21 protein-coding genes are annotated in these 22263 nt (G+C 70.0%); 8 read left to right on the forward strand and 13 right to left on the reverse strand.

The window, feature by feature from the left end:
- Positions 1-174: 174 nt before the first annotated feature.
- The 6 genes from ACIRDX_RS11425 to ACIRDX_RS11450 all read right to left on the reverse strand — a co-directional run bounded on the left by ACIRDX_RS11425 (position 175) and on the right by ACIRDX_RS11450 (position 6992).
- On the reverse strand, positions 175-2040 hold the full coding sequence (locus ACIRDX_RS11425) for an arylsulfatase (protein WP_396625553.1): 1866 nt from the start codon (positions 2038-2040) through the stop codon (positions 175-177).
- Between the two features lie 76 nt (positions 2041-2116).
- Entirely contained in the window at positions 2117-2461 is a 345-nt protein-coding gene (locus ACIRDX_RS11430; RefSeq protein WP_396625554.1) for a putative quinol monooxygenase, read from the reverse strand.
- Positions 2462-2681: 220 nt separating this feature from the next.
- Positions 2682-3464 (reverse strand): DUF2490 domain-containing protein, encoded by a 783-nt coding sequence (locus ACIRDX_RS11435; protein WP_396625555.1) that lies wholly within the window; start codon positions 3462-3464, stop codon positions 2682-2684.
- A gap of 218 nt (positions 3465-3682) precedes the next feature.
- Entirely contained in the window at positions 3683-5410 is a 1728-nt protein-coding gene (locus tag ACIRDX_RS11440; protein WP_396625556.1) for a sigma 54-interacting transcriptional regulator, read from the reverse strand.
- 247 nt (positions 5411-5657) lie between these two features.
- Positions 5658-6407 carry a hypothetical protein gene (locus ACIRDX_RS11445; RefSeq protein ID WP_396625557.1) on the reverse strand — a complete coding sequence of 250 codons (750 nt, stop codon included), beginning with the start codon at positions 6405-6407 and terminating at the stop codon, positions 5658-5660.
- A 75-nt stretch (positions 6408-6482) separates the two neighbouring features.
- Entirely contained in the window at positions 6483-6992 is a 510-nt protein-coding gene (locus ACIRDX_RS11450; protein ID WP_396625558.1) for a DUF3592 domain-containing protein, read from the reverse strand.
- 262 nt (positions 6993-7254) lie between these two features.
- Here ACIRDX_RS11450 and ACIRDX_RS11455 point away from each other — a divergent pair, with 262 nt between their 5' ends.
- Both ACIRDX_RS11455 and ACIRDX_RS11460 read left to right on the forward strand, forming a co-directional pair.
- Positions 7255-8643, forward strand: a complete 1389-nt coding sequence (locus tag ACIRDX_RS11455) for a sigma-54-dependent transcriptional regulator (protein WP_396625559.1) — start codon at positions 7255-7257, stop codon at positions 8641-8643.
- Positions 8640-9185: a histidine kinase dimerization/phospho-acceptor domain-containing protein gene (locus tag ACIRDX_RS11460; RefSeq protein WP_396625560.1), complete on the forward strand. Its 546-nt coding sequence runs from the start codon at positions 8640-8642 to the stop codon at positions 9183-9185. Before ACIRDX_RS11455 ends, ACIRDX_RS11460 begins: the two co-directional genes overlap by 4 nt.
- A gap of 91 nt (positions 9186-9276) precedes the next feature.
- On the opposite strand, the gene ACIRDX_RS11465 is transcribed toward ACIRDX_RS11460, so the two are convergent.
- Positions 9277-10632: a sulfatase gene (locus ACIRDX_RS11465; protein ID WP_396625561.1), complete on the reverse strand. Its 1356-nt coding sequence runs from the start codon at positions 10630-10632 to the stop codon at positions 9277-9279.
- A gap of 27 nt (positions 10633-10659) precedes the next feature.
- Here ACIRDX_RS11465 and ACIRDX_RS11470 point away from each other — a divergent pair, with 27 nt between their 5' ends.
- The 5 genes from ACIRDX_RS11470 (at position 10660) to ACIRDX_RS11490 (ending at position 15842) form a co-directional block, all read left to right on the forward strand.
- Positions 10660-11256 carry an NAD(P)H-dependent oxidoreductase gene (locus ACIRDX_RS11470; RefSeq protein WP_396625562.1) on the forward strand — a complete coding sequence of 199 codons (597 nt, stop codon included), beginning with the start codon at positions 10660-10662 and terminating at the stop codon, positions 11254-11256.
- Entirely contained in the window at positions 11256-13172 is a 1917-nt protein-coding gene (locus ACIRDX_RS11475; RefSeq protein ID WP_396625563.1) for a monovalent cation:proton antiporter-2 (CPA2) family protein, read from the forward strand. Before ACIRDX_RS11470 ends, ACIRDX_RS11475 begins: the two co-directional genes overlap by 1 nt.
- Before the next feature lie 72 nt (positions 13173-13244).
- Complete coding sequence (locus tag ACIRDX_RS11480) at positions 13245-13805, forward strand: hypothetical protein (RefSeq protein WP_396625564.1); 561 nt, start codon at positions 13245-13247, stop codon at positions 13803-13805.
- A 37-nt stretch (positions 13806-13842) separates the two neighbouring features.
- Entirely contained in the window at positions 13843-14688 is an 846-nt protein-coding gene (locus ACIRDX_RS11485; RefSeq protein ID WP_396625565.1) for a Cof-type HAD-IIB family hydrolase, read from the forward strand.
- A 167-nt stretch (positions 14689-14855) separates the two neighbouring features.
- Entirely contained in the window at positions 14856-15842 is a 987-nt protein-coding gene (locus tag ACIRDX_RS11490) for an META domain-containing protein (RefSeq protein ID WP_396625566.1), read from the forward strand.
- Between the two features lie 55 nt (positions 15843-15897).
- On the opposite strand, the gene ACIRDX_RS11495 is transcribed toward ACIRDX_RS11490, so the two are convergent.
- Positions 15898-16464 (reverse strand): DUF937 domain-containing protein, encoded by a 567-nt coding sequence (locus tag ACIRDX_RS11495; RefSeq protein WP_396625567.1) that lies wholly within the window; start codon positions 16462-16464, stop codon positions 15898-15900.
- 149 nt (positions 16465-16613) lie between these two features.
- Complete coding sequence (locus ACIRDX_RS11500) at positions 16614-16772, reverse strand: hypothetical protein (protein ID WP_396625568.1); 159 nt, start codon at positions 16770-16772, stop codon at positions 16614-16616.
- 30 nt (positions 16773-16802) lie between these two features.
- Here ACIRDX_RS11500 and ACIRDX_RS11505 point away from each other — a divergent pair, with 30 nt between their 5' ends.
- Positions 16803-17762 carry an META domain-containing protein gene (locus tag ACIRDX_RS11505; protein ID WP_396625569.1) on the forward strand — a complete coding sequence of 320 codons (960 nt, stop codon included), beginning with the start codon at positions 16803-16805 and terminating at the stop codon, positions 17760-17762.
- Positions 17763-17884: 122 nt separating this feature from the next.
- Here the strand turns inward: ACIRDX_RS11505 and ACIRDX_RS11510 are convergent, their stop codons facing one another.
- The 4 genes from ACIRDX_RS11510 to ACIRDX_RS11525 form a co-directional block, all read right to left on the reverse strand.
- Entirely contained in the window at positions 17885-19180 is a 1296-nt protein-coding gene (locus ACIRDX_RS11510) for a Gfo/Idh/MocA family protein (RefSeq protein ID WP_396625570.1), read from the reverse strand.
- 14 nt (positions 19181-19194) lie between these two features.
- Positions 19195-20064 carry an MBL fold metallo-hydrolase gene (locus ACIRDX_RS11515; protein ID WP_396625571.1) on the reverse strand — a complete coding sequence of 290 codons (870 nt, stop codon included), beginning with the start codon at positions 20062-20064 and terminating at the stop codon, positions 19195-19197.
- A 129-nt stretch (positions 20065-20193) separates the two neighbouring features.
- Positions 20194-21300, reverse strand: a complete 1107-nt coding sequence (locus tag ACIRDX_RS11520; RefSeq protein WP_396625572.1) for a HupE/UreJ family protein — start codon at positions 21298-21300, stop codon at positions 20194-20196.
- Positions 21297-22067 carry a phytanoyl-CoA dioxygenase family protein gene (locus tag ACIRDX_RS11525; RefSeq protein ID WP_396625573.1) on the reverse strand — a complete coding sequence of 257 codons (771 nt, stop codon included), beginning with the start codon at positions 22065-22067 and terminating at the stop codon, positions 21297-21299. The genes ACIRDX_RS11520 and ACIRDX_RS11525 overlap by 4 nt, the downstream gene beginning before the upstream one ends.
- Positions 22068-22263 lie beyond the last annotated feature (196 nt).

Genomic DNA, 22263 nt, shown 5'->3' on the forward strand with positions numbered 1-22263 from the left:
AGCGTCTTCCAGTAGAAGCGCGCGGGAACCTGGGCCGAGGCCGGGAGCGCGGCGAAGGCGCCCAGCGCGAGCGCCGACGCCAGCGCGATCCGGACGATCCCGGGCCGTGTCCTCGACGGGTTCTGGTGGCTCATGACGTCAGCGTCTTCGCGAATGTTCGGCATGGCTCGGCGCTCACTTCTTCGGGTCCGCGAGCATGTTCGCGGGCGGGACGTACTGGCGCTTCAGGTTGAGCGGCGGGTAGCCGGCCTGGACCGGGACGCGCTGCGGGAGCACCTTCTCGAGGGTCTCGTGAGGCGAGCGGTTGGGCAGGACCACGTTGCTGGTCCGGACGTAGTCGTCCCAGAGCGCCACCATCGCCTTCAGCTTGTCGGGGTGATCCGCCGCGAGGTCCTTCAGTTCACCGGAATCCGCCGCGAGATCGAAGAGCTCCCAGTCGCCCTTTCCGAAGGGCCTCCACTCCCAGCGCAGCTTCCAGCTCCCCTGCCGGACGGCGCGGTTGCCGAACACCTCCCACGCGAGGTAGTCCTGGTCGGTGCGCACCGACTCGGCCGCCCCAGCCAGGACCGGTCCCCACGACTTGCCCATCAGCGGCAGCGATGCCTGTCCGCCCCGGGTCTTCGGGTAGGTCGCGCCGGCGATCTCGAGGAGCGTGGGCATGATGTCGGTCACGTGCATGAGTCCGCGGTTCACGCTGCCTGCGGGACGCTTGACGACCGGTCCGCTGACGATGAGCGCGTTGCGGATCCCGCCCTCGCCCATCCAGGCCTTGTACTGGCTGAAGGGCGTCATGGAGACCTGCGCCCAGGCGGGCCCGTAGGCGAGCCAGGAGCCCGGGTCGCCCCACGCGTTGGGGTTGTTCTGCGACCAGTGCATGGCGGCGAAGAGGTAGTCGCGTGAGCCGGGCGAGCCGGCGATCATGTCGTAGAGGTCGTTGCCCTCGGCGCCGTTGTCGCCGAACACGATGAAGATCGTGTTGTCGTACTCGCCGATCTTCTTGAGGTGGTCGATGAGCCGTCCGACGTGGTGGTCCAGGTTCTCGACGAGACCGGCGTAGATCTCCATCTTCTTGCCCATGACCGCGCGAGCGGCCGGGGCCAGCAGGGTGGAATCGGGCACGAACCACATCCGTTCGGCAAGCTGCGTCCCCGGGGGGACGATGCCCATCTCGATCTGCCGCTTCAGCCGCTCCTGACGCAGGGCGTCCCAGCCCTTGTCGTATTCGCCGATGTGGCGGTTGCGCCACTCCTTGGGCAGGTGGTACGGCTCGTGCGGCGCCTGGTGGGCGACGTACGCGAAGAACGGCTTGCCGTCGCCGCGGCCGGCGTCGATCCAGGAGATCAGCTTGTCGGTGTAGGTCCTGGTCGCGTAGAAGTTCTTCGGCAGGCGCCTGAGGTAACGCCCGTCCTCGGTGTAGAGCGACTTGGGGTTGGCAGCCGAGAAGTTCCAGTCGTCCCAGTAACTACCCATCCCGTCGAGCAACGTGAAGTCGCGCTCGAAGCCGCGCGCGGCCGGGATCTGCGTCGGCTCCTTCCCCAGGTGCCACTTGCCGACCATGTAGGTGTGGTAGCCGGCGTCCTTCAGGAGCTGCGGCAGCGTGGCGACGCGGTCGTTGAGGTTGCCCTCGTAGCCGTCCACGCCCATCTGGTTCGGCGCCGTGAACTCGCTCATGTTGCCGAGGCCGTTGAGGTGCGTGTCCACGCCCGAGAGGAGCATCGACCGGGTGGGCGAACAGCTGGCGTGCGTGTAGAAGTTCGTGAACCTCACGCCGCCCTTGGCCAGGGCATCGAGGTTCGGCGTCCGGATCTCGCTGCCGAACGAACCCATGTCGGAGTAGCCCATGTCGTCGCCGAGGATCACGACGATGTTCGGGCGCTTGACCGGTCCCTGGGCGAACAGGGACGTGCCCGAGAGCACGCACACGCCCGCCGCCAGGGCCATCGTGGCAAGGAGTCGTCCCCAGACACGCGCCCGCTTCGCGGCGGTCGGCGCAGGCGTGGGCCACGGCGCAGTCACCGGCCCGGTTGCATCTCGCTTCATCGGAACTCTCCCTCTCTCCGTTCCCACTCGTCAGTCCTCCGGCGCGCGGCGGCGAAGGCCGCACTGCCCGCTGTCGTCACGCGTCGTGCTTGCTCGCCTGGACCGCGCGCTGCGTGGCGACGTACTCGATGCCGTGCGTTTCGGTGATGCACCGGAAGGACACCTCAGGTGCCTCCGTGGCCATCTCCAGCAACTCCAGCAGGCGGCCGAAGCGTTCACCGCTCAGGTGTGGCCGCAGCGACTCGGCGTCGTCCCACTCCTCCACGTAGTCGACGCGGAGAGGTTCGTCCATCCGGAGGTACACCTGCGCGAACTGGCACCCTGCCAACTGCTGGGTCGGCCGCATGACGACGCGATGCAGGGTGCGCACGATGTCGGCCAGGCGCTCCGGTGCTGCGACGAGCCTCACCGTGAGTTGCACCACGCCAGTGGAGACATCAACATCCGCGCCATCGGCGTCGCCTCTGGCGCTGTGCAGGTAAATGGTTGCGGGATATGGGACTTGCCGGAGGCGGGCGGGCTGCGAGGCCGCACGACGCCCCCCGAACCCGTCTGATTTTCGGAGCAACTACGAGAACTCCTCCGACGTGTCCTGCGGCCCCGCTGCGCCGCGCCGGCCTGGCGCGCCGAGCGCCGGGGCGTCAGAACACCCGCTTCACGCGGAAGTCGATGATGTTGTCGCTCGTCTCGAAGCCGTCCTCGATGGTGTTGCGCGAGCGCGTCCACATGTAGAGGAACTCGTACCGCCAGGAGGCGGTGCGCCGGTACCCGAAGCCAGCACGGACGCGGTGCCTGTTGGCGAAGCGCTCGTCCGGTTCGTCGATCGGGACGAACCACTCCCAGTCCGAGAGCGCATACAGCACACGATCACCCGCCAGGGTCGGCCCGTTCAGGGGGAGGAGGACCTCGATGCGGTTGCGGAAGCGCCACGACGAATCGGTGCCACTGCCAGCGCCGCCGTAGAAGAGGTTCCTCGACTCGACGCGCATCAGGTCGCGCACCACGAGTCGGCGGTTCGGCGACATCTCGCGCTTCCTGACGACGGCGTCCACGTAGCGTGACAGGAAATGGAAGCGGATACCGACGCGTGGAGAGACTTCGAACGAGTGCACCTCGTCGGTCTGCCTCGTGTAGCCCACCGTCGCCTCGCCCACGAGGTCGAACCACCCGGTGGGCGAATACTCCACGTTCGGCGTGAGATCGACGTTGCGCCAGCCGGGCTCGCCCTCGGGCTTCTTCACGAGCACCTTCGGCTCGACGTCCAGCTCGTACACCAGGCGGGCGCTCTTCGCCCAGTCGAACGTGAGGTTGCTCCACAGTTGCACGTCGGTCTGCGCGGTCGCCGCGGCCGGACCGATCAGGAGCCACGCCAACGCGAGCACACCCGCCACCCGTCCTGCCCCATGTCCGACGCCTTGTCCCACCGACACCATCCTTGAAGGGGCCCGCCTGGACGGGCCCTGTCGGTGAGACTCAACATTCGCGCCAACCCGCACGTGCCGGAGGGGAATGCCGCCAACCTGCTGATTCTGCTGGGGCCGCGGCGGCTCGCCCCCGTAGCGTCAGGGCGCGCAACCCGGAGAGCGTGCCTCCGAGTTCGGAGCTTTCACGACAGCGCATCCGAGACGTCGTGCGCGTCTGGTCAGGAGTCGGACGGCAAGGTGCCAGGCCTGGTGAGGCCGAGCTTCCTGATGCGGGACTCGAGCGTCGTCGGCTTCAGCCCGAGGCGTGCCGCAGCGCCGTACGGTCCGCGGATCCGCCAGCTGGTCTCGTGCAGCACCCGCTCGATCTCTGCCTGCCCCGCGGTGCTCGGGGGCGGCAGGCGATCGATGCCGATCGCCTGGGGCACGTCGATGGACAGGATCGGCCCCGACGCCAGGATCATCGCGCGCTCGACCGCATTGCGCAGTTCGCGCACGTTGCCGGGCCAGGTGTAACCCATGAGCGCATCCAGGCTGCGCGCGTCGATCTCGTCGACCCGCTTGCCCATCGACTGCGTCAACTCCTCGACGAACGTGCGGACGAGGGCGGGAATGTCGTCGCGCCGCTCCCGCAGCGGCGGCACGTGGATCGGGAAGACGTTGAGGCGATAGTAGAGGTCTTCGCGGAAGCGCCCGTCGCGCACGGCCGCCGCGAGGTCCCGGTGCGTGGCCGCGATGATCCGGACGTCGATCGGGATGGGCCTCGGGCTGCCGAGCCGCTCGATGGTGTGATTCTCGAGGACGCGCAGGAGCTTGACCTGGACCTCGAGGGGCAGTTCCCCGATCTCGTCGAGGAACAGCGTGGATCCATGCGCGAGCTCGAAGCGCCCGATCTGCCGCGACAACGCCCCGGTGTAGGCGCCCTTCTCGCGCCCGAACAACTCGCTCTCCATCAACGGCGTCGGGATTGCCGAGCAGTTGACGACGATCATGAGCCGGTTGCGGCGACGGCTGCGCTCGTGGATGTGATTGGCGAAGCGCTCCTTGCCCGTGCCGGTCTCGCCGAGGATCAGGGCCGTCGAGTCGGTGACCGCCACCTGCTCGGCCAACTGCAGCGGCCGGCGGATGGCCGGGCTTCGCCCGACGATGTGCCCGGGCGTCAGGCGGCGCTTGACCTCCTCGCGCAGCGTGAAGTTCTCCTTGGCGAGTTCCTCGCTGTGGCGTCGCAGGTCTTCCTCGTGACGCTTCCGGCTGGTCACATCCTCGAGCGCGCCGATCAACCGGACGACCGGGCTGTCCTCGAGACGCACGCGACACGTCGAGTGCCGCAACCAGATCTCGCCGCGCTGAGGGTGATCGTAGCGGTACTCCATGACCAGGTGCTCGGCCTGGCCAGTGCGGAGCAGCCGACTGGCCTCCTCCAGCTTCGGCCGGTCCTCGTCGTGGATGCGGGCCAGCCACAGCGCCCGCACATCCTCCGATGGCTCCGAGACCACCCCGAGCAGGTCACGACAGCGGGCATCCAGAAAGGAGGCTCCCGACGAGTCCCACTCCGAGAACCCCAGGTTCGCGGCCACGGCGGCCATCTGCACGCGCGTCTCGTACTCTCGTGCCAGACGGTCCGCCGCCATGCGCTGCGTCTCGTCGATCGAGGCACCGAACAGCAGGTGCTCCCCGTGCACGCGAGCCGTCACGTGCACCCAGCGCGTCGTCCCGTCCGGCAACACGATGCGATGGCGATCGTCGAACTCGCCATCGGTCGACACCACGACGGCGAGCCTGGCCACCACCGCGTCGCGGTCGGCGGGGTGCAGTGTGGCGACGAACCTGTCGCGCGTCACCGGTTCGTCGGGGGGCAGTCCGTAGATTCGACGAACTTCCCCGGTGACCCAGGCCTCGTTGGTGGAGAGGTCGAGCGTCCACAAGCCACACGAGGCCGCAGCGGGCACGCTCGCAGGCGTGACACTCGCGAATTCAAGCTCATCTGCACTGGGAGTGTGTGAGCGCACGACTCTCGGAGTATAGGCCGATGCGCGCGCGACGATCGCAAGGTGAATCGATATTGAACAGCAGGAACTTCCGGCCCGGTCGGCCGATGGCGCACGTCATCCAGCGCGGCCGTGCGCGCAGGCCACGCGATGCACGCTCGTGCAATCCACGGGGCTGACGCACGACCGGCGAACAGCGCTGGAGAAACTAGCCGCCGAGCACGAAGGCGTCGGGGATCTCGTGACGCTCGCCCGACGGGAACGTCACCACCGTCAGGTCGCCCTTACGCGTCGTCGTCGGCACCTCGGCGGCATCGGTGGCCGTGACCGCCCCCTTCTCGAACAGCAGATGACGCTTGCCAGCGGTGCCGAGCGACACGATCACCGTGGCTGCGCTCCCGGCGCGGCGAATCACCGCCGCCTCGCACGTCGTCGGCTTCGTGTCCACGTAGGGCATCGGCACACAGGGCGTCGAGGCCGTGGCGTGGGCCTGCGTGCCGGCGACCTTGGCATCCACGGCGCCCGACAACGGCGCCAGCGGCGCGCCTGTCACGCCGATCGTGAGCGCGTACGACGTGGCGGCGCCGCGCCGCGCCGCGGCCCTGATCAGGTACACGCGCACCTTGTAGTCGCCGTCGGCGGGCAGCCGGCCCTTGTACGACGGCGTCCCGTCCGCCACGTACATTGCGACGTCCGCGCTCCCGGGCGGCAGCACGTTGAACGACGTCATCTTGTTGGTTGGCGCCAGTGTGACGGTGATCGTCTGGCCGGCCGCGGCCTTGACCAGGTAGTCGATGGTGTCGTCGCCCTTGAGCTGCCCCTTGATGGCGGCCGAGGACGCCCCTGCCGCGAACGCGACGCGTTCGGTCCGTGGCGGCGGCGGCTGCGCCGTCACGATCGAGGCTGCGAAGACGACACCGAGCAGGGCGAGGACGCAGGAGGGACGGGTCAGCGGCATGTCCAAACTGTATCGTGGCGACGAGGCGAGGGATAGCCGCTTTCCGCCACACCACTGCAGGGGCGAGACCGCGACTTACTTGATCGGCCGGCGCGTGCGGGACGTGCCGCGGACGTCCTTCGGGCCGAAGACCGCGACGGCCACCCCCGTGCCCCCGAGCAGCAGCACGCCGCCGAACCAGATGAGCACAGGGGCGAGGAACTCGATCCGGCGGTCCACGCGAGCGCGCATCGGCTGCGACGCGTCGTAGCGCACAGGCACGGTGTCGCCGACGTTGTACGGCGGACGCCCGTAGCTGCTGACGCTCCGGAAGCGGATGCGATCGCCCGACGGCGTCTTGAACGAGACGACCAGGTGGAATCGCGCGCGCATCTCGCCCGGCGTCGACTTGGGGGCAGACGTAATCGGGAGTGTCGTCGACGGCACTTCACGGCGAGCCAACTCGTGGCCCACCACCTCGCCGGTCCCTCGCGCCGCCTGCAGCAGGAAGAAGCGGTCCGTCTCCGTGAGCCGCCAGCCCACGGCGAACAGCGCGATCGCCACCAGCACCAGCACCGTCCCCACCGCGCTCCGGCCAGCCGCCATCAGGGCAGCATAGCAAGGTCACGCGCGGCGGGCTCTGGTTCCCGGTCCATGCGGCACGACCCATGCAAGACCCGGAGGCGAACGTGCGCGACCAGGAATCGGCCGAGACTCATTTTCTGCAGTGATTCCGGACGACACGCGCCCGGGCACGGTCTGGACCGGCCCCGAGCGCACTGGTCGTGTACTACGACACTGTGTTCAAATTTTGAACACAGATGGACTGCCTTGGATACAGCCGGCCTTGCCGGCCCGGGAGCCCAGCATGACCGCACGCGATACCCTGCCGGCCGCCCGCATCCTGCACGTCGACGACCAGCCCGAGACCCACGAGTGGCTGAAGCTGGCCCTCGAGCGCAAGCAGTACGAGGTGACGGTGGCCACCGACGCCCAGTCGGCGCTGGCCTCCTTCTCGACGCACCGACCCGATGTGGTGCTCCTCGACCACGAGTTGCCCGACCAGAGCGGCCTCGAGGTCCTGCGACAGCTCAAGAACGCAGACCCGATGGTCGAGGTGATCATGCTGACCGGGCACGGCAGCGTCTCGCTCGCCGTGGAAGCCATGCGGGAAGGGGCGTTCAACTTCGTCGAGAAGCCGGTGGAGTTCGCGGTCCTCGACGCGCTGCTCGACAAGGCGCTCGCCCACCGGCAACTGCATGCCGAGGCGACGCGCCTGCGGCTGAACGTGGAGCGGCGCGATGGCCTGGGACGCCTGGTCGGCACGTCGCCGTCGATGCGGCGCCTGTTCGATCTCATCCAGCTCGTCGCGCCGACCGACGCGTCGGTGCTCATCCGGGGGGAGAACGGCACGGGCAAGGAGTTGGTTGCCGACGCCGTCCACGAGCGCAGCCCGAGGGCCACCGGGCCGATCATCAAGATCAACTGCGGCGCCATTCCCGGCGAGCTGTTCGAGTCGGAACTCTTCGGGCACAGGCGCGGCGCCTTCACCGGCGCGCTCGCCGACAAGCGCGGCCTCATCGAGTCGGCCGACCGGGGCACGCTGCTGCTCGACGAGATCGGCGAGATGCCGGCCAACGCGCAGGTCAAGCTGCTGCGCGTGCTGCAGGAGAAGCAGGTCCGCCGTCTCGGCGACACGCGCATGTCGACGCCGGACTTCCGCCTCATCTGCGCCACCAACTCGCGGCTCGAGACGTTGATGACCGAGAACCGCTTCCGCGAGGACCTCTACTTCCGCATCAACACGGTGGTGCTCGACATCCCGCCGCTGCGCGAGCGCCGCGAGGACATCCCCGTACTGGCGCAGCTGTTCCTGCAACGCTTCGCGGAAAAGTACGAGCGCGAAGTCGTGCGGTATCACCCCTCGGTCGTGCAGCGCCTGATGAAGCACGTCTGGCGCGGCAACGTGCGTGAGCTCGAGCACGTGGTCGAGCACGCCGTCATCGTGGCGACCGGCCGGGAGATCCAGCTTCGCCACCTGCCGGAGTCGTTCAGGTCAGGAACGAGTGTCGACGACACCAGCCCGCTCTGCACGCTCGAGGACGTCGAGCGCGCCGCCATCGTCCGCACGCTGGCCTACACGCGGGGCAACAAGCGGGCGGCGGCCGACATCCTCGGCGTGTACCGCCCGACCCTCTACGCCAAGATGCGCAAGTACGGGTTGATGGCGCCCCAGGAGGAGGCGGCCACCGCATGACTCACGCCAGAACCGGCCTGGGGCTCGACGAGTCCTGTCGACTGACGCTCGACCACGTCGGCGCGCTGGTGCGCGTGTGGACGTCTGCCAGCGGCGTCGCATACGTCAATCGCCAGTGGCGCGACCTCACCGGCAGCGCCGTCGAGGCCAACACCGGTGATGGGTGGCTGCAGTTCGTCCATGCCGACGACCGGGCGGCCCTGGCCACGCCCTCGCCGGCTGGCATCATCCGCAGCTATCGCCTCGTCACGCCCGACGGCGCGCCCGTGACGATCCTCGAGTCCTGCGCGGCCTGGATGGGCGAGGACGGCACGGTGCTCGGCCTGATCCACACCGGCACCTTCCAGGCCCCCAGCCAGCCCAGTGCCACGAGCATGGCGAAGTGGGCCCACGACCTCCGCGGGCCGCTGAACGCGATCCTCGGATGGTCAGACCTGCTGAGCACAGGGGATGCTGCCGCCGACGTCCTCGAGCGCGGGCTCAAGGCGATCGCCAGCAATGCCCGTCAGCAAGCCCTGATCATCAAGCGCATGACGGAGTGACGGCCGACGCGCGCGGTGCCGCTGCGCAGCGCCGGGTGCCGGCGACGGTGGTGCGCGGTGTCTGGCGCGCATGCACGGGCGCGCCGCCGGGCTAGCGGCGATACGGCACGGCTTCGGCGCGGGCAGCGAAGTCGCGCAGGGCGTCGAGCATCGCCGCACGCGGCGTGTCGGGATCGGCCATGCGGTCGACGGCCTGCAGCGGGTCGCGACCGAGATCGAACAGTTCGAACGGCGCATCGGGCCGCTGCTGCACGAGGGTCCACGAGCCACGTCGCAGCGCGTACACCGCCCGTCCGCCGAGACGCGGGCCTTCCCTGATGCTGAAGACGAGGTCGCGCGGCTCCCATGGCCGCCCCTCGAGCAACGGCCGCAGATCACGCCCATCGGGACGGACGAGCGCGGCCCCCGTGGCCGCCGCGATGGTCGGCGCCAGGTCCATCGACTGCACCGCGACCGGCTCGGTGCGCCCGGCGAATGCGCCGCCGGGCCAGCGCACGATCGTGGGGACGCGGATGCCGCCCTCGTACAGCGTCGGCTTGCCACCGCGCAGGCCGAGGTTGGTCGCCCCCGCCGGCACTTCCCCGCCGTTGTCGCTCGTGAACACCACCAGTGTGTCGTCGAGCATGCGCTTGCGCTCCAGCGCCGCCATCACGTCGCCGATGCCGGCGTCCATCTGCTCGACGAGGGCGAGGAGCCTGGCCCGTTTTTCGTCGAGGCCGGGCTGGCGTGCGCGTACCGCCGCCAACGCGTCGGCCGTCGGCTGCACCGGCACATGCGGGGCGTTGTAGGCGAGGTAGAGGAAGAGCGGCGTCCGCGGGTCGTGTGCGTCCACGACGTCGATGGCCCACCGCGTGAAGATGTCGGTCGCGTGCCCGGGCGGATCGACCGTGGCACGCCCGTCGCGCATGTAGTTGATGCCGTGGCGCCGATGGGTCAGGTATTCGTCCATCATGTCGCCGAGGAACCCGCGAAAGATCGCGAACCCGCGGTCGAGCGGATGGTCCCCGCCCTCGAGTCCCAGGTGCCACTTGCCCACCGCCACCGTGCGGTAGCCGACGGCCCGCAACGCGTCAGGGAGCAGCGTCACGTCGCGGCGCAGCGCGCCCCACGAGTTGGCCGGGTCGGTGCGAATCACGCCGGGCACGCCGGCCATCGGCGGGTGCTGGCCCGTGAGGAGCGCGGCGCGTGTGGGCGAGCAGACCGGCGCGTTGGCATAGGCGCTCGTGAAGCGAACGCCCTCGCGCCCGAGGCGGTCGATCGCCGGGGTGCGGACATCGGTCGCGCCGTAGGTCGACACCTCGCCGATGCCGAGGTCGTCGGCCACGATCAGCAGCACGTGGGGCCTTGCCACCGTCGCCGTGCGCCCGGGTTGCGCGCTCGGCGCGCCCATGGCCAGACCGACGACGGCGAGGATCAGCCCGAGCCGCATGCAGATGGTTCGTCCCACGGCCCGGCAGGCTATCATGCGGCGTCCATGCCACGCGTGCTGGTGCTCTTTGCGCACCCGGCCTTCGAGAAGTCCCGGGTGAACCGGCGCCTGGTCGGCGCCATCGCCGACCTCGACGGCGTGACGGTGCACGACCTGTACGAGGCCTACCCCGACTTCCGCATCGACGTCGCCGCCGAGCAGGCACGCCTGGTCGACCACGACGCGATCGTGCTCCAGCACCCGTTCTATTGGTACAGCGCGCCGGCGCTCCTGAAGGAGTACCTCGACCTGGTGCTCGAGCACGGCTTCGCCTACGGCTCGCAGGGGCACGCCCTCGACGGCAAGGTGCTGATGAATGCCACGACCACCGGCGGTGCCGAGGTGGCGTACCAGGTCGGCGGCAGGAACCGCTTCACGATGCGGCAACTGCTCGCCCCGTTCGACCAGACTGCGTTCCTCTGTCGGATGACGTACCTGGCGCCTTTCGTGGTGCATGGCGCCCTCCGCCTCGACGGCCACGGCGAACTCGACGCTGCGGAGCGTCAGTACCGGGCCCTGCTGGTGGCGCTCCGCGACGGCACGCTCGATCTCGGACGGGCGACCGAGGGATCCCGCATCAACGACCTGGTCGAGGACGCGTGATGCACGACAGCGTCCTCGCCCAGGCCTTCGTCTACCTCGCCGCGGCCGTCGCGGCCGTCCCGCTCGCCAAGCGCCTCGGCATGGGCGCGGTGCTCGGCTACCTCCTCGCGGGGATCGCGATCGGGCCGTTCGGATTGCACCTCGTCCCAGAGGGCAGCGACGGGGTGCTCCACGTCGCCGAGTTCGGCGTGGTCATGATGCTGTTCCTGATCGGCCTCGAGTTGCGGCCGACCGCGCTCTGGCGCATGCGGGGAGCGGTGGTCGGCCTCGGGGGCGCACAGATGGCCGGGACGGCCGCGCTCGTGTGTGCCGCCGGCATGGCGTTGGGCAGCCCCTGGCGGGTGGCACTGGCCGTGGGGGTGATCGTGGCGATGTCGTCGACGGCCATCGTGCTCCAGAGCCTGGCCGAGACCGGTCGCCTGCGGACAGAGGCCGGGCAACGCATCTTCGCGATCCTGCTGTCGCAGGACATCGCCGTGATCCCGATCCTGGCGGCGCTGCCGTTGCTCGCCACGGCACCGGCGGTGGTGGCCACCGACCATCACGGCGTCGCCGCACTGCCTGGGTGGCAGCAGGCGCTCGTCGTCCTCGGCGCCGTGGCCGCCATCGTCGGCGGCGGCCGCTACCTGCTGCGGCCCGTGTTCCGTGCGATCGCGCGCACGGGCTTGCGCGAGATCTTCACCGCGACGGCGCTGTTGCTGGTGGTGGGCATCGCGCTGCTGATGCAGGCGGTGGGTCTCAGCCCGGCGCTCGGCACCTTCCTGGCGGGCGTCGTGCTCGCCGACAGCGAGTATCGCCACGAACTCGAGGGCGACATCGAGCCGTTCAAGGGCCTGCTGCTGGGGCTCTTCTTCATCTCGGTGGGCGCCGGGATCGATTTCCGACTCGTGACGGACGCGCCGCTCTCGCTCGGCGGGCTCGTCCTCGGCCTCATGGCGATCAAGGCCCTGGTGCTGGCGGTGGTGGCGCGACGTGCCGGCAGCGCAACGGGTGACGCGTTGTTCATCGCCGCCGCGCTCTGCCAGGTCGGCGAGTTCGCGTTCGTGCTGATCGGACTGGCCCGGGGCGCGGGGGTGCTGCCAGAGATCGATGCGAGCCGCCTGGTCGCGGCCGTGGCCCTGTCGATGCTCGCCACGCCGCTCCTCCTGCTCGTGCACGCGCGCGTCGTCGAACCGCGCCTGGCGACGGCCACTCCAGCCCGGGAGGCCGACGACATCCACGACGAGGACGCGCCCGTGATCGTGGCAGGGTTCGGGCGAGTCGGCAGTACGCTCGGACGCCTGCTCCGCGCCAGCGGGGTCGGCACCACCGTGCTCGACCTCGACGGCGACCGCATCGAGGTGCTGCGACGGCTCGGTCTCGAGGCCTACTACGGCGACGCCACCCGGCTGGAACTTCTGCAGGCGGCTGGCGCCGCCCGGGCACAGGTACTCGTGGTCGCCGTCGACGACTTCGCGGTGACCGAACGCCTGGTCGAAGTCGCGAAGCGGCACTTCCCGCATCTCCGGCTGATCGTCCGCGTCCCCGACCGGCCCGAGGCCTACACCCTGCTCAAGGACGGCGTCACCGACGTGCACCGCGAGACCGTCGGCACCGCCTGCGACATGGGCTACGCCGCCTTGCGGGCGCTCGGGCATCGGGCGTTCCAGGCACGACGGGCGGTACAGGCGTTTCGCGAGCACGACGAGCAAGGGGTCCGCGCCCTGGCCGACAAGTGGGGCGACGAGGGCTCGTACCTCTCGGCCGCGCGCGCCCGGATTGCCGAGTCGGCGCTCCTGCTAGCGTCCCTCGACTTCGTGGACCGACACTTCGATCTCGCGTGGGACAACTCGGCGTTGCGCGACGAGGCCCTCGGCCGCTCGTCGCCGCCCGCTCCAGCGCCCCGGCCGGCGCCCATCGACGCCAACGAGGAGTGACCGATGCTCGACATGCTGCTGATGCTCACGATGCTGGGCGCGCCGTAGGCGAAGGACGCCCCGAGGCCGCAAGTGCCAGAGGGCTGGCAGGTCCGGGTCGACGGCGGCGATCACGGCAAGGCCGACGCCAGCGCGGTGTCGTTCGTGACCATGCCTCCCGGCTGGCACGTGACCACCGGCCCGGCCGCCATCCTCTACCGGCCAGCAGGCAAGGCCAGCACGAGGTACACGCTGCACACGGAGATCTTCCAGTTCGACCCGGGCACGCGCCGTGAGGGCTACGGCGTCCTCATCGGCGGGACGGACCTCGAGACGCCCCGCCAGGCCTATACGTACTTCCTCATCCGGCGATCGGGCGAGTTCCTGATCAAGCGCCGCAACGGCAGCGCGACCACTACGGTGAAGGACTGGTCGCCGAGCACCGCGATCGTGAAGTTCGACGACCGGAAGGCCGGGCAGCAGTCGGTGAAGAACGTGCTCGAGGTCACGGTGGCTGCCGATACGACGACGTTCCTGGTCAACGGGACCGAGGTCGCGCGCGTGCCCAGCAAGGACATCGACACCAACGGCATCGTGGGCCTGCGCATCAACCACGAACTCAACCTGCACGTGAGCGCGCTCGACGTGCGTTGAGGCCAGCCCCACGCGGGGCGCGCGGTATCATCGGACGATGGCCGTGCGCCCGCCGTTCCCCTATCGCCTCGCCGCGATCGACATCGACGACACGCTCGTCGGCCCCGACAAGCAGGTCAGCCAGGCCAACAAGGACGCCATCGCCCGCCTCCAGGCTGCAGGCTGCCGCGTGGTGCTCGCGTCCGGGCGCGAGCACCACAGCATGGCCATCTACCAGCAGCGTCTCGGCCTCGACGACTACGTGGTGTCGAGCCAGGGGGCGCTGGTGATCCACCCCGCGTCCGGGCACCAGCTCTGGCGTCGTGCGGTGGCTCCCCCCATGGCGGCCCGCCTGCTGGCGCGTGGGCGTGCCGAGGGCTTCGACGTGCTGTTGGCCACCGACGAGGGCTTCGTCGCCGCGCCGTCGAGCCCGTGGGTGGTCCACAACTTCGCCGAGCGCGACGGCACGCTTCGCGTCGAACCGCGCGACCTCGACGCAGAGGTGCAGCAGGCGCCCCTGAAGGTGCTGTGGTTCGGCGAGACCGACGCCGTGCACGCCTGGGCGGTGACGATGACGGCCGAACTCGGCGCCGAGGCCGAGGTCGTGATCACGACGCGGCACCTGCTGGAGTTCAACGCGCCTGACGCGACGAAGGCGACTGGCGTGGCCGCCGTGGCCCGTCACTACGACATCGCCCGCGAGCACGTCATCACGTTCGGCGACAGCCACAACGACGTGCCGATGCTTCGCTGGGCGGGCCTGGGCGTGGCGATGCCGCATGCGCTGCCCGAGGCGCATGCGGCCGCGGACCTCATCGCGCCCGAGGCCGACCCCGAGCACGCCCTCGCCGTCGCCATCGATCTGCTGCTGGCGGGCGATCACCTGTCAACGCCGCGGGCGTAGATCGAGTCGCGCACGCGGCCTTCCTTGCGTGGCCGGAGTGGTTGCCGCGCTGGCACCAGGCAGTGCCGTCGAGCGCCCCCTCGAGTTTCGGTACCATGGCCAACACCGTCTGGCGGACGGCGACGCCTGACGCGTTGCAGGCGCCGCGGCGGCGAGGCACTCCGCTCATGCATCACGCTCGTCCCCAATCGCTGGTCGGTGCGCTCCTGGCCGTGGCGCTGCACGCCCTGTCCGGATGTGGCGCCGGTCCCGGCGACAGCGCACGTCCTGCCGCCACGGCCACCGCTCCGGCTGCGGAGTCAGCGGCCACGCCGGCCGCGGGCCCGCTCACCACGGCCATCGAGGCCGCACAGGTCGGCAGCGCCACCATCAGCGGGCTGTTCGCCACCCCGGTGACCCTGCAGGACGGCAGCTACGAAGGCGATGCGGCGACGTCCAGCGGCGCCGCCAGCCAACTCGCCGTGCTGATGACGCCCCTCGTGAGGCTCGGCGAGCTCGATGCGCATCCCGGCTCGGACGCGGCGGCCGTCGTGGCGACCAACGAGGGCCGCAGCGCCGAACGCATCTCGCTGGCCATCGTCGGCCTGGTGGAGGGCAAGCCCGTCAGCCTCGCCACTGCAACCGTCGGCGATCGGGTCCGCGTCAGGGACCTGCGCGTGTCAGGGCGTGACGTGGTGCTCGATGTGGTGGAGACGGCGCCTGGCGAGTCGAGTGGCGGTGGCACCCAACTGGCCCGCCGCGTGTATCGGCTCGAGGGAAGCGCGCTGACGCAGGTGTCGTCCGAGATCACCGGGCCGCTCTCGCTCGGGGCCACGACGGCCGGCGGGGCGTGGACCGCCGTCGCCATCGACGGCGCCGCCGTCGAGCCCAACGTGACCGCACCGACGCTGGCCTTCGCCGACGGACAGTTCAGCGGCACCACGGGCTGTCAGCCCTACACCCTGCCGGTCACCGAACCGACCCCGGGAACCGTGTCGATGGGCGCGCTGGCGGCAGCGCGCCGGTCGTGTCCCGGAGCACAGGGAGCGGTGGACCGGCGCTTCCGCGCCGCGCTCCCGAAGGCGACCGGTTACACGTTCCTCGCAGGCCGCCTGGTCCTCTCGGGCCTCGACGGCGACCAGATGCGCAGCGTGACCCTGACGCGGCAGCCCTGAGGGGCCCGCGCCCACGAGCCGCAGCGGGAGCGGCGGCTGCGTGGGCGCGTCGGATCTACTTCAGGTACTTGCTCGCCATCCCCATCAGGTCGTCCATCACGTTGCCGTCCTTGTTGGAGTCGAGCATCGGGCTGAGCATGTCGAGCAACCCGCCGCCGGCGCCGGCCGACGCGACCTGCGGCTGGCCCGGGGCCGCTGCGGCCCCACCCGAGAACGCGCCCTTGGCCATGGCGCCCATCACCAGCGTGGCGACCATCGGCAACAGCGCCTTGAGCACCTCGGGACCGAGGCCGGTCTGCGCGGCAGCGCGGGCGGCCACCTCGCGGCTCACGTCCTTGCTCCCGAAGATCTGCCCGAGGATGCTGTTGCCATCGTCGGCGGCACCCGCCAGGTGCGACGGATCGTCGACGTACTTGGCCGCCGAGCCCCCGGTGAGCATGCCCAGCAGTCCATCCAGGCCCTGCGGCGACGCCGACGCGTTCCGCTGGAATCCTGCGGCCACCATGGGCAGCAGCGCATTGACTGCCGACTGTGTCTGCGACGGGTCGAGCCCGAGTTGGCGGCCGATCTGGTCGATCGCCGCGCCGTTCTGTCCGCCAAGCAATTGTTCGAGCAAGCTCATGTCCGGTCTCCTCGCGGCCATCTCCCGCAGCACGCGGCGTGGGCCTGTAATGGATCGTACAGACGCGCGAGAGGCCCCGGGCGTGCCCGAGCCACGTGCCTTGGGCCAGTTGCGCGGCCGTGGCGCCGGATGTTACTCCCTCGGAGCCGTCAGCCGATCACGAACAAGCCGACGACGAAAATGCCGATGAGGGCGATGGCCAGGGCCAGCCAGGCCAGCGCTATCGCCCGTTCCTCGTGTGGCTTGGGCTCACTGATGCCGATGGTCATGTGCAGGAGCCGGACGAGGCGCACGAGCGGAGCGAGCATCGGATGCTTGAGTATCACGAACGCGGCGCAGTGACGACTGGCGAGGGGACCAACACGATGCAACGGACGACGATGACGACAACGATGGTGATGGCCGGGGCGCTGGCCGGGGCGACGCTGCTGGGGGCATGCGCGGCGCGCCAGGCGCCCGCCAGCGGCGGCGTGGCCGCCCCCATCACGGTGGACGCGGTGGCCGGCGCCACCATCCGCGGCGCGTTCGACACCCCCATCACCCTGAAGGACGGGCGCTACGAAGGCCCGCCGTTCGTGCCAGGTGGCGCCTCCCGACCGACGGCGACCCTCCTCGCCTCGCTGACCACCCTCGGCGAACTCGACGACGTGCCGGGCGCCGACGCCGCCGCCGTGGTGGCCAGCAACGAGGGCGGCAGCGGAGAGAACATCCTGCTGACCGTCGTCGGGATGCGCGGCGGCAAGGCCACCAGCGTCGGGTCGGCGCTCGTCGGCGACCGGACGAAGATCCGCGACCTGCGGATCTCGGGACGCGACATCGTGCTCGACGTCGTGGAGATCGGGCCCAGGGATGCGGCCTGCTGTGCCACGCAACTGGCCACCAAGACCTACCGCATGCAGGGCGGCGCGCTCCGCATGATCGGGTCTGCAACGACGGGCACGGTGTCGGTGGCGTCCACGATCGGCGGCCGCACATGGACGGCGGTGGAGATCGACGGCACGCCCGTGCCTGCCGGGTCCCCTGCCCCAACGCTCACGTACGAGGGCGGCCGCATCTCCGGGACGTCGGGCTGCAACCAGTACACCGGCGCGCTCACCGAAGCCGAGCCGGGAACGGTCACGGTCGGCCCCATCGCGGGCACGCGTCGCCTGTGCGCCGAGGAGGCCGCGAACACCACCGAGGTGCGATACCTGAAGGCCTTGCAGGGCGTGACGCGCTACACGTTCCTCGCCGGGCGGCTCCACCTCTCCGGCGGAACCGCAGACGCCACGCACACGATTCTGTTCGCGAAGAACTGACGGGAGCCCGTCCCGAACGGCGCCAAGCTGGAGTTGGACGCCGACGGCACCGGGATCCGGGGGCCGGGGGGTAGCGGTCGACTTCAGGATGACCGCCACCGTTCGGCGTTAAGCGTTAAGCGTTAAAGAGCGTAGGGCTTCCTGAACTTGCGCGACAGGAACCGGTTGGCGTCGTCGTCGCCGACGAACCGCTCGCGCGCATCGTCCCACTGCAACCGGCGCCCCGTGCGGTAGGCGATGTTGGAGAGCAGGCCCAGCTTCGTGAGCCGGTGCCCGTAGCGCACGTTGCACGTGGTCTCGAGGTTCCGCGCCTTGATGCCGTCGATGAACTCGCGCAGATGACCGGGCGAGTCCGGAATCGAGGGCGTCGGTCGCGGGAAGTCCTCCACCAGTTTCCCCTTGGCCCACACCTCGTGCTTGCCGTAGTTGGTGACCAGGGTCGCCTCGCTGCCCTCGAACACGCAGCCGATGCCCCCCATGTGCGTGAAGCCGGCCGGCGGCGCCGGTCGCAGGCTGAACGACAGCAGGAGTTCGGGATACTCCAGCATCGCCTCGAGCGTGTCGGGCGTCTCCGTGACGTCGTTCACGACGTAGCGCCCGCCCATGGCCGACACGCTGCGCGGCGCCTTCAGGTCGAGCGCCCATACGGCCACGTCGACGATGTGGCACCAGAAGTCGATGAAGGTGCCGCCGGAGTAGTCCCAGAAGTTGCGGAACGTCCGGTGCGATCGCAGCGGGTGGTACTCCCGCTTGGGTGCCGGACCGAGCCAGAAGTCGTAGTCGAGTTCGGCGGGCCGCGTCGCAGGCTCGCCGTTGGTCAATCCCTGATCCCAGGTCTTCCAGCACTGCACGCGATGAATGCGGCCGAGGGCGCCGGACCGCACCAGTTCCACGACGTTCCGGTAGTTCCGCCCGGTGTTGTGGATGTGGTTGCCCATCTGCGTCACGCGCTGGTGCCTGGTCGAGGCCTCGGCCATGGCGCGGCCCTCGGCGACGCTGTAGGCCAGCGGCTTCTCGACGAAGACGTCCTTGCCCGCCTCCATCGCCCGCACGGCGGTGATCGCGTGCCAGTGGTCGGGGGTCTGGATGGCGACCGCGTCGATGTCCTTGCGGGTCAGCAGGCGCCGGAAGTCGCCCTCCCCCGGCGGCGCGTAGCCGAGCGCGGACTGCACCAGGCTGATGGCCGCATCCCGATGACGGCCATCCACGTCGCAGATCGCCGCGATCCGCACGTCGGGATGCGTGATGAACTCCTTCAGCCGCCCCGTGCCCATGCCGCCCACGCCGATCAGCGCCAGACGCACCTGGTCGCTCGGCGCGGCAGGCTGCGCGAACGCCGGCCGATGGATGACGGTGGCGAGGCCGGCGGCCGCGCCCAGGAACACGCGGCGCGAGACGCCGCCCTGCAGCTCTGACACGAGTAGACTCCGACTTACTTCTTCAGCTCGGCATAGATGGCCGAGACGTTGGCCTGGCCCCGCCCCAACTGGAAGTCCTTGAACTGCTCCGGGAGCTTGAGGCCGGCGAAGGCCTCCTCCGGCGTCTTGCCGTCCTTCATCGCCTGCTGCACGGCGGCGAGGAAGGCGGCATTGAACTCGCCGAACTCGACGAAGCGGCTCCACGGCATCACGTCGGCATGGCCCGGAATGACCGTATCGACGCCGGTGATGCCGGCAGCCGCCTTCCTGAGCGTCTCGGGGTACGCCACGCCCGTGCCGCCGTTGCGCGTGTCGATGAGCGGCGTGGCGAGGCCGGCAAACAGGTCGCCGGTGTGCGCCACGCGCAGCGCCGGGAACACCACGATCGTGTCGCCGTTGGTGTGGCCGGGGCCGAAGTACCGCAACTCGATGCGCTCGTCGCCGGCGCCGAGCGTCAGCCGGTCGGCGTAGGTCCGGTCGGGCAGGAACTGCGCCTTGTCGCCCGCGAAGGCCGGCATCTTCTCCATGTTGGCCTTGGTGTTGGCGTGCGCCACCACCTCGACCGACGCCGGGAAGTACTCGTTGCTGCCGGTGTGATCGCCATGCGTGTGCGTGTTGATGATCATCGTCACCGGCTTGTCGGTGACCGACCGCACCTGCTGCATGATGCGCTCGCCCCAGTTGGCGAGCTTGGTGTCGACCAGCACCACGCCGGCCTTGGTGATGAACGCCGCCGTGTTGCCACCGCCGCCCTTCACGACATACAGGGTGTCCTTGACCTTCAGGATCTCGGCTACCTGCGGCGGCCCGCCCGCGGGCTGGCGTGCCGCGATACCTGCGGCCCCGACCGCTACGAGGATGCCGATGAGGATGAACCGTCGCATGTCGCTGCTCCTTGTGTACGCGCCATCGCGGCCGGGTGGGACACCCGGCCCTACCTGCGCGTGTCTGACGGCCGGACACCCGGCCCCACCTGCGTGTGCCTCACAGCCAGACCGCCGGCCTTCCCTGGGTCACGAGAACCAGGTGCGCTCGAGGAACCACCACGCGCCCGCCAGCAGCACCACCGCCGAGCCGACGAGCACGAGTCGCTCGGCGGCCCGCGGCGCACGACGCCGCAACGCCGCCAGCGCGGAGGCCACCACCACCACGATGGCGGCCTGGCCGATCTCGACGCCCAGGTTGAACGCGAACAACGATACTCCAAGGGCGCCGGCAGGCAACCCCTGATCGCGCAGCACGCTGGCGAACCCGAAGCCGTGCACCAACCCGAAGACGAGCGCCACCCACAGCCGCACGTCGCGGTCGCGTCGCCCGACGAAGAGCGTGTCGGCGCCGACGAACACGATGCTGAGCGCGATCAGCGGCTCGACCACGCGTGCCGGCGGGTCGACGATGTTCAGGCTCGCCAGGGCGAGCGTGATGCTGTGGCCGACGGTGAAGGCCGTGACGATGGCCAGCAACCGCCGCAGCGTGCCGCCGGGCAACAGCAGGCCGATGATGAACAGGATGTGATCCGGGCCAATCGCGATGTGATGCACGCCCGAGGCGACGAAGCGCTTCAGCACCGCCCAACGGCCCTGCCGCGTGCCCGTGAAGTATTCGGTGCGATACCGCTCGCGGTCGAGCACCTCCTGCCAGCGCACCTCGCCACCCTCGTACACCGTGACGAAGGTCTGGTGATTGGCCTCGCCCGGAAACAGCCGGGCGCCGATGCCCAGCACGCCTGGCGCTCGCGTGAGCCGCGCGTGCCAGGCGATGGCGACCGCGTCCTGGCCGGGCACCGGTTGCACGCCATCGATCTCCCACGTGATCGGCGCCCCATCGCTTTCGATCGCCGTGCGCGTGGTCATCAGCGTCACGATGGCGTCGAGGTGACGCGCGACCATCGCCGGATCGGCAAGCACCTGCGGCGCGGGCAGGCCGATCTCGCGGGCGACGTCGATGTCGTGGAGCACCAGGCTGCCCTCGAGGCGTGCCGGGGTGACCTTGATGTCGAGATAGCTGAACGGCGCCGGGTGGGCACGCAGGCTACCGGCGCCAACAAGCGTGGCCAGGAGCACGAGCCCGCCCAGGCGCGCCCACCACGCCCCCCGCCACCCCGCTCGAGAGCGCGTCACCGCGGAAGACCGAGACCGCGCCGGATCGCGCGCTCGACCGGCGAGTAGTCGCCGTCGGCGCGCTCGAGTTGCAGCGGCGAGGAGGGATGCAGGGGCGGTTGCGCCAGGAAGCGCGGCCGGCTGCCGTGATGCGCCTGGGCGGCGTGGACGAGGAACGGATGGCAGAGGAACACGTCGCCTGCGCGGCCGGTCGCATACGCCAGGGGGCGCGCCAGCGTCGGCGCCGGGAAGCGCTCGGCCAGTTCCAGGAACGAGAGTCCCGCGTCTCCGGCCGGCTCCAGCAGGCGCGGCATGTCGAGGTGCGAGCCAACCAGGATGCGCGTGGGCGCGTCGTCCGGCCCCGTGTCCGAGAGCAGGAACAGCATCAGCAGGGCGCGACCGCGCGAGTCCAGGGTGCAGCGCATCGAACCGTCGGCCGCGTAGAAGCCGGCATCGACGTGCCAGCCGGCATCACCGGGGTCCTCGGTCGAGGGAAAGCGTATGGGAAAGGTGCCCAGGCTCTCGCGCGGCGCCCATCGGCCCCGTCCGACGAGCGCGTCGAAGGCGTCGTGGAGCACCGGCGTGTTGACGGCGGCGCGGAATGGCCCGCCGGCCTGATCCCCGAGCCGGATGACGGGGCGGGTCCACGTGCTCCGGTCGCGGGGGTCGCACCCCGTCTGTTGCCACAGAGCTGCGCGGCATTCGGCAGCCACCGACGCCGGAAACGCTCGCCGAACCACGACGAAGCCGTCGTCTTCGAAGCGGGCCATGTCGAGAGCGGTCGGCACCGCCGCATTGTGCCGCAGACCTGCTTCTGCACGCGCACTCGACTGGTCGAATATATACGTACACTAATACGTATACTTGGCATGCATTCACACGAGCGGACGAACAATCAGTGCGCCACTCAGAACGAATGTGCTGCGGGGGCGCGCACCTGATCCGCCCGGGACACCGGGGCGAGAGTGAACGACATTGGCGGCA

Origin of the sequence: Luteitalea sp., from assembly GCF_044337415.1 — a bacterium.
Classification (GTDB): Bacteria; Acidobacteriota; Vicinamibacteria; order Vicinamibacterales; family Vicinamibacteraceae; genus Luteitalea.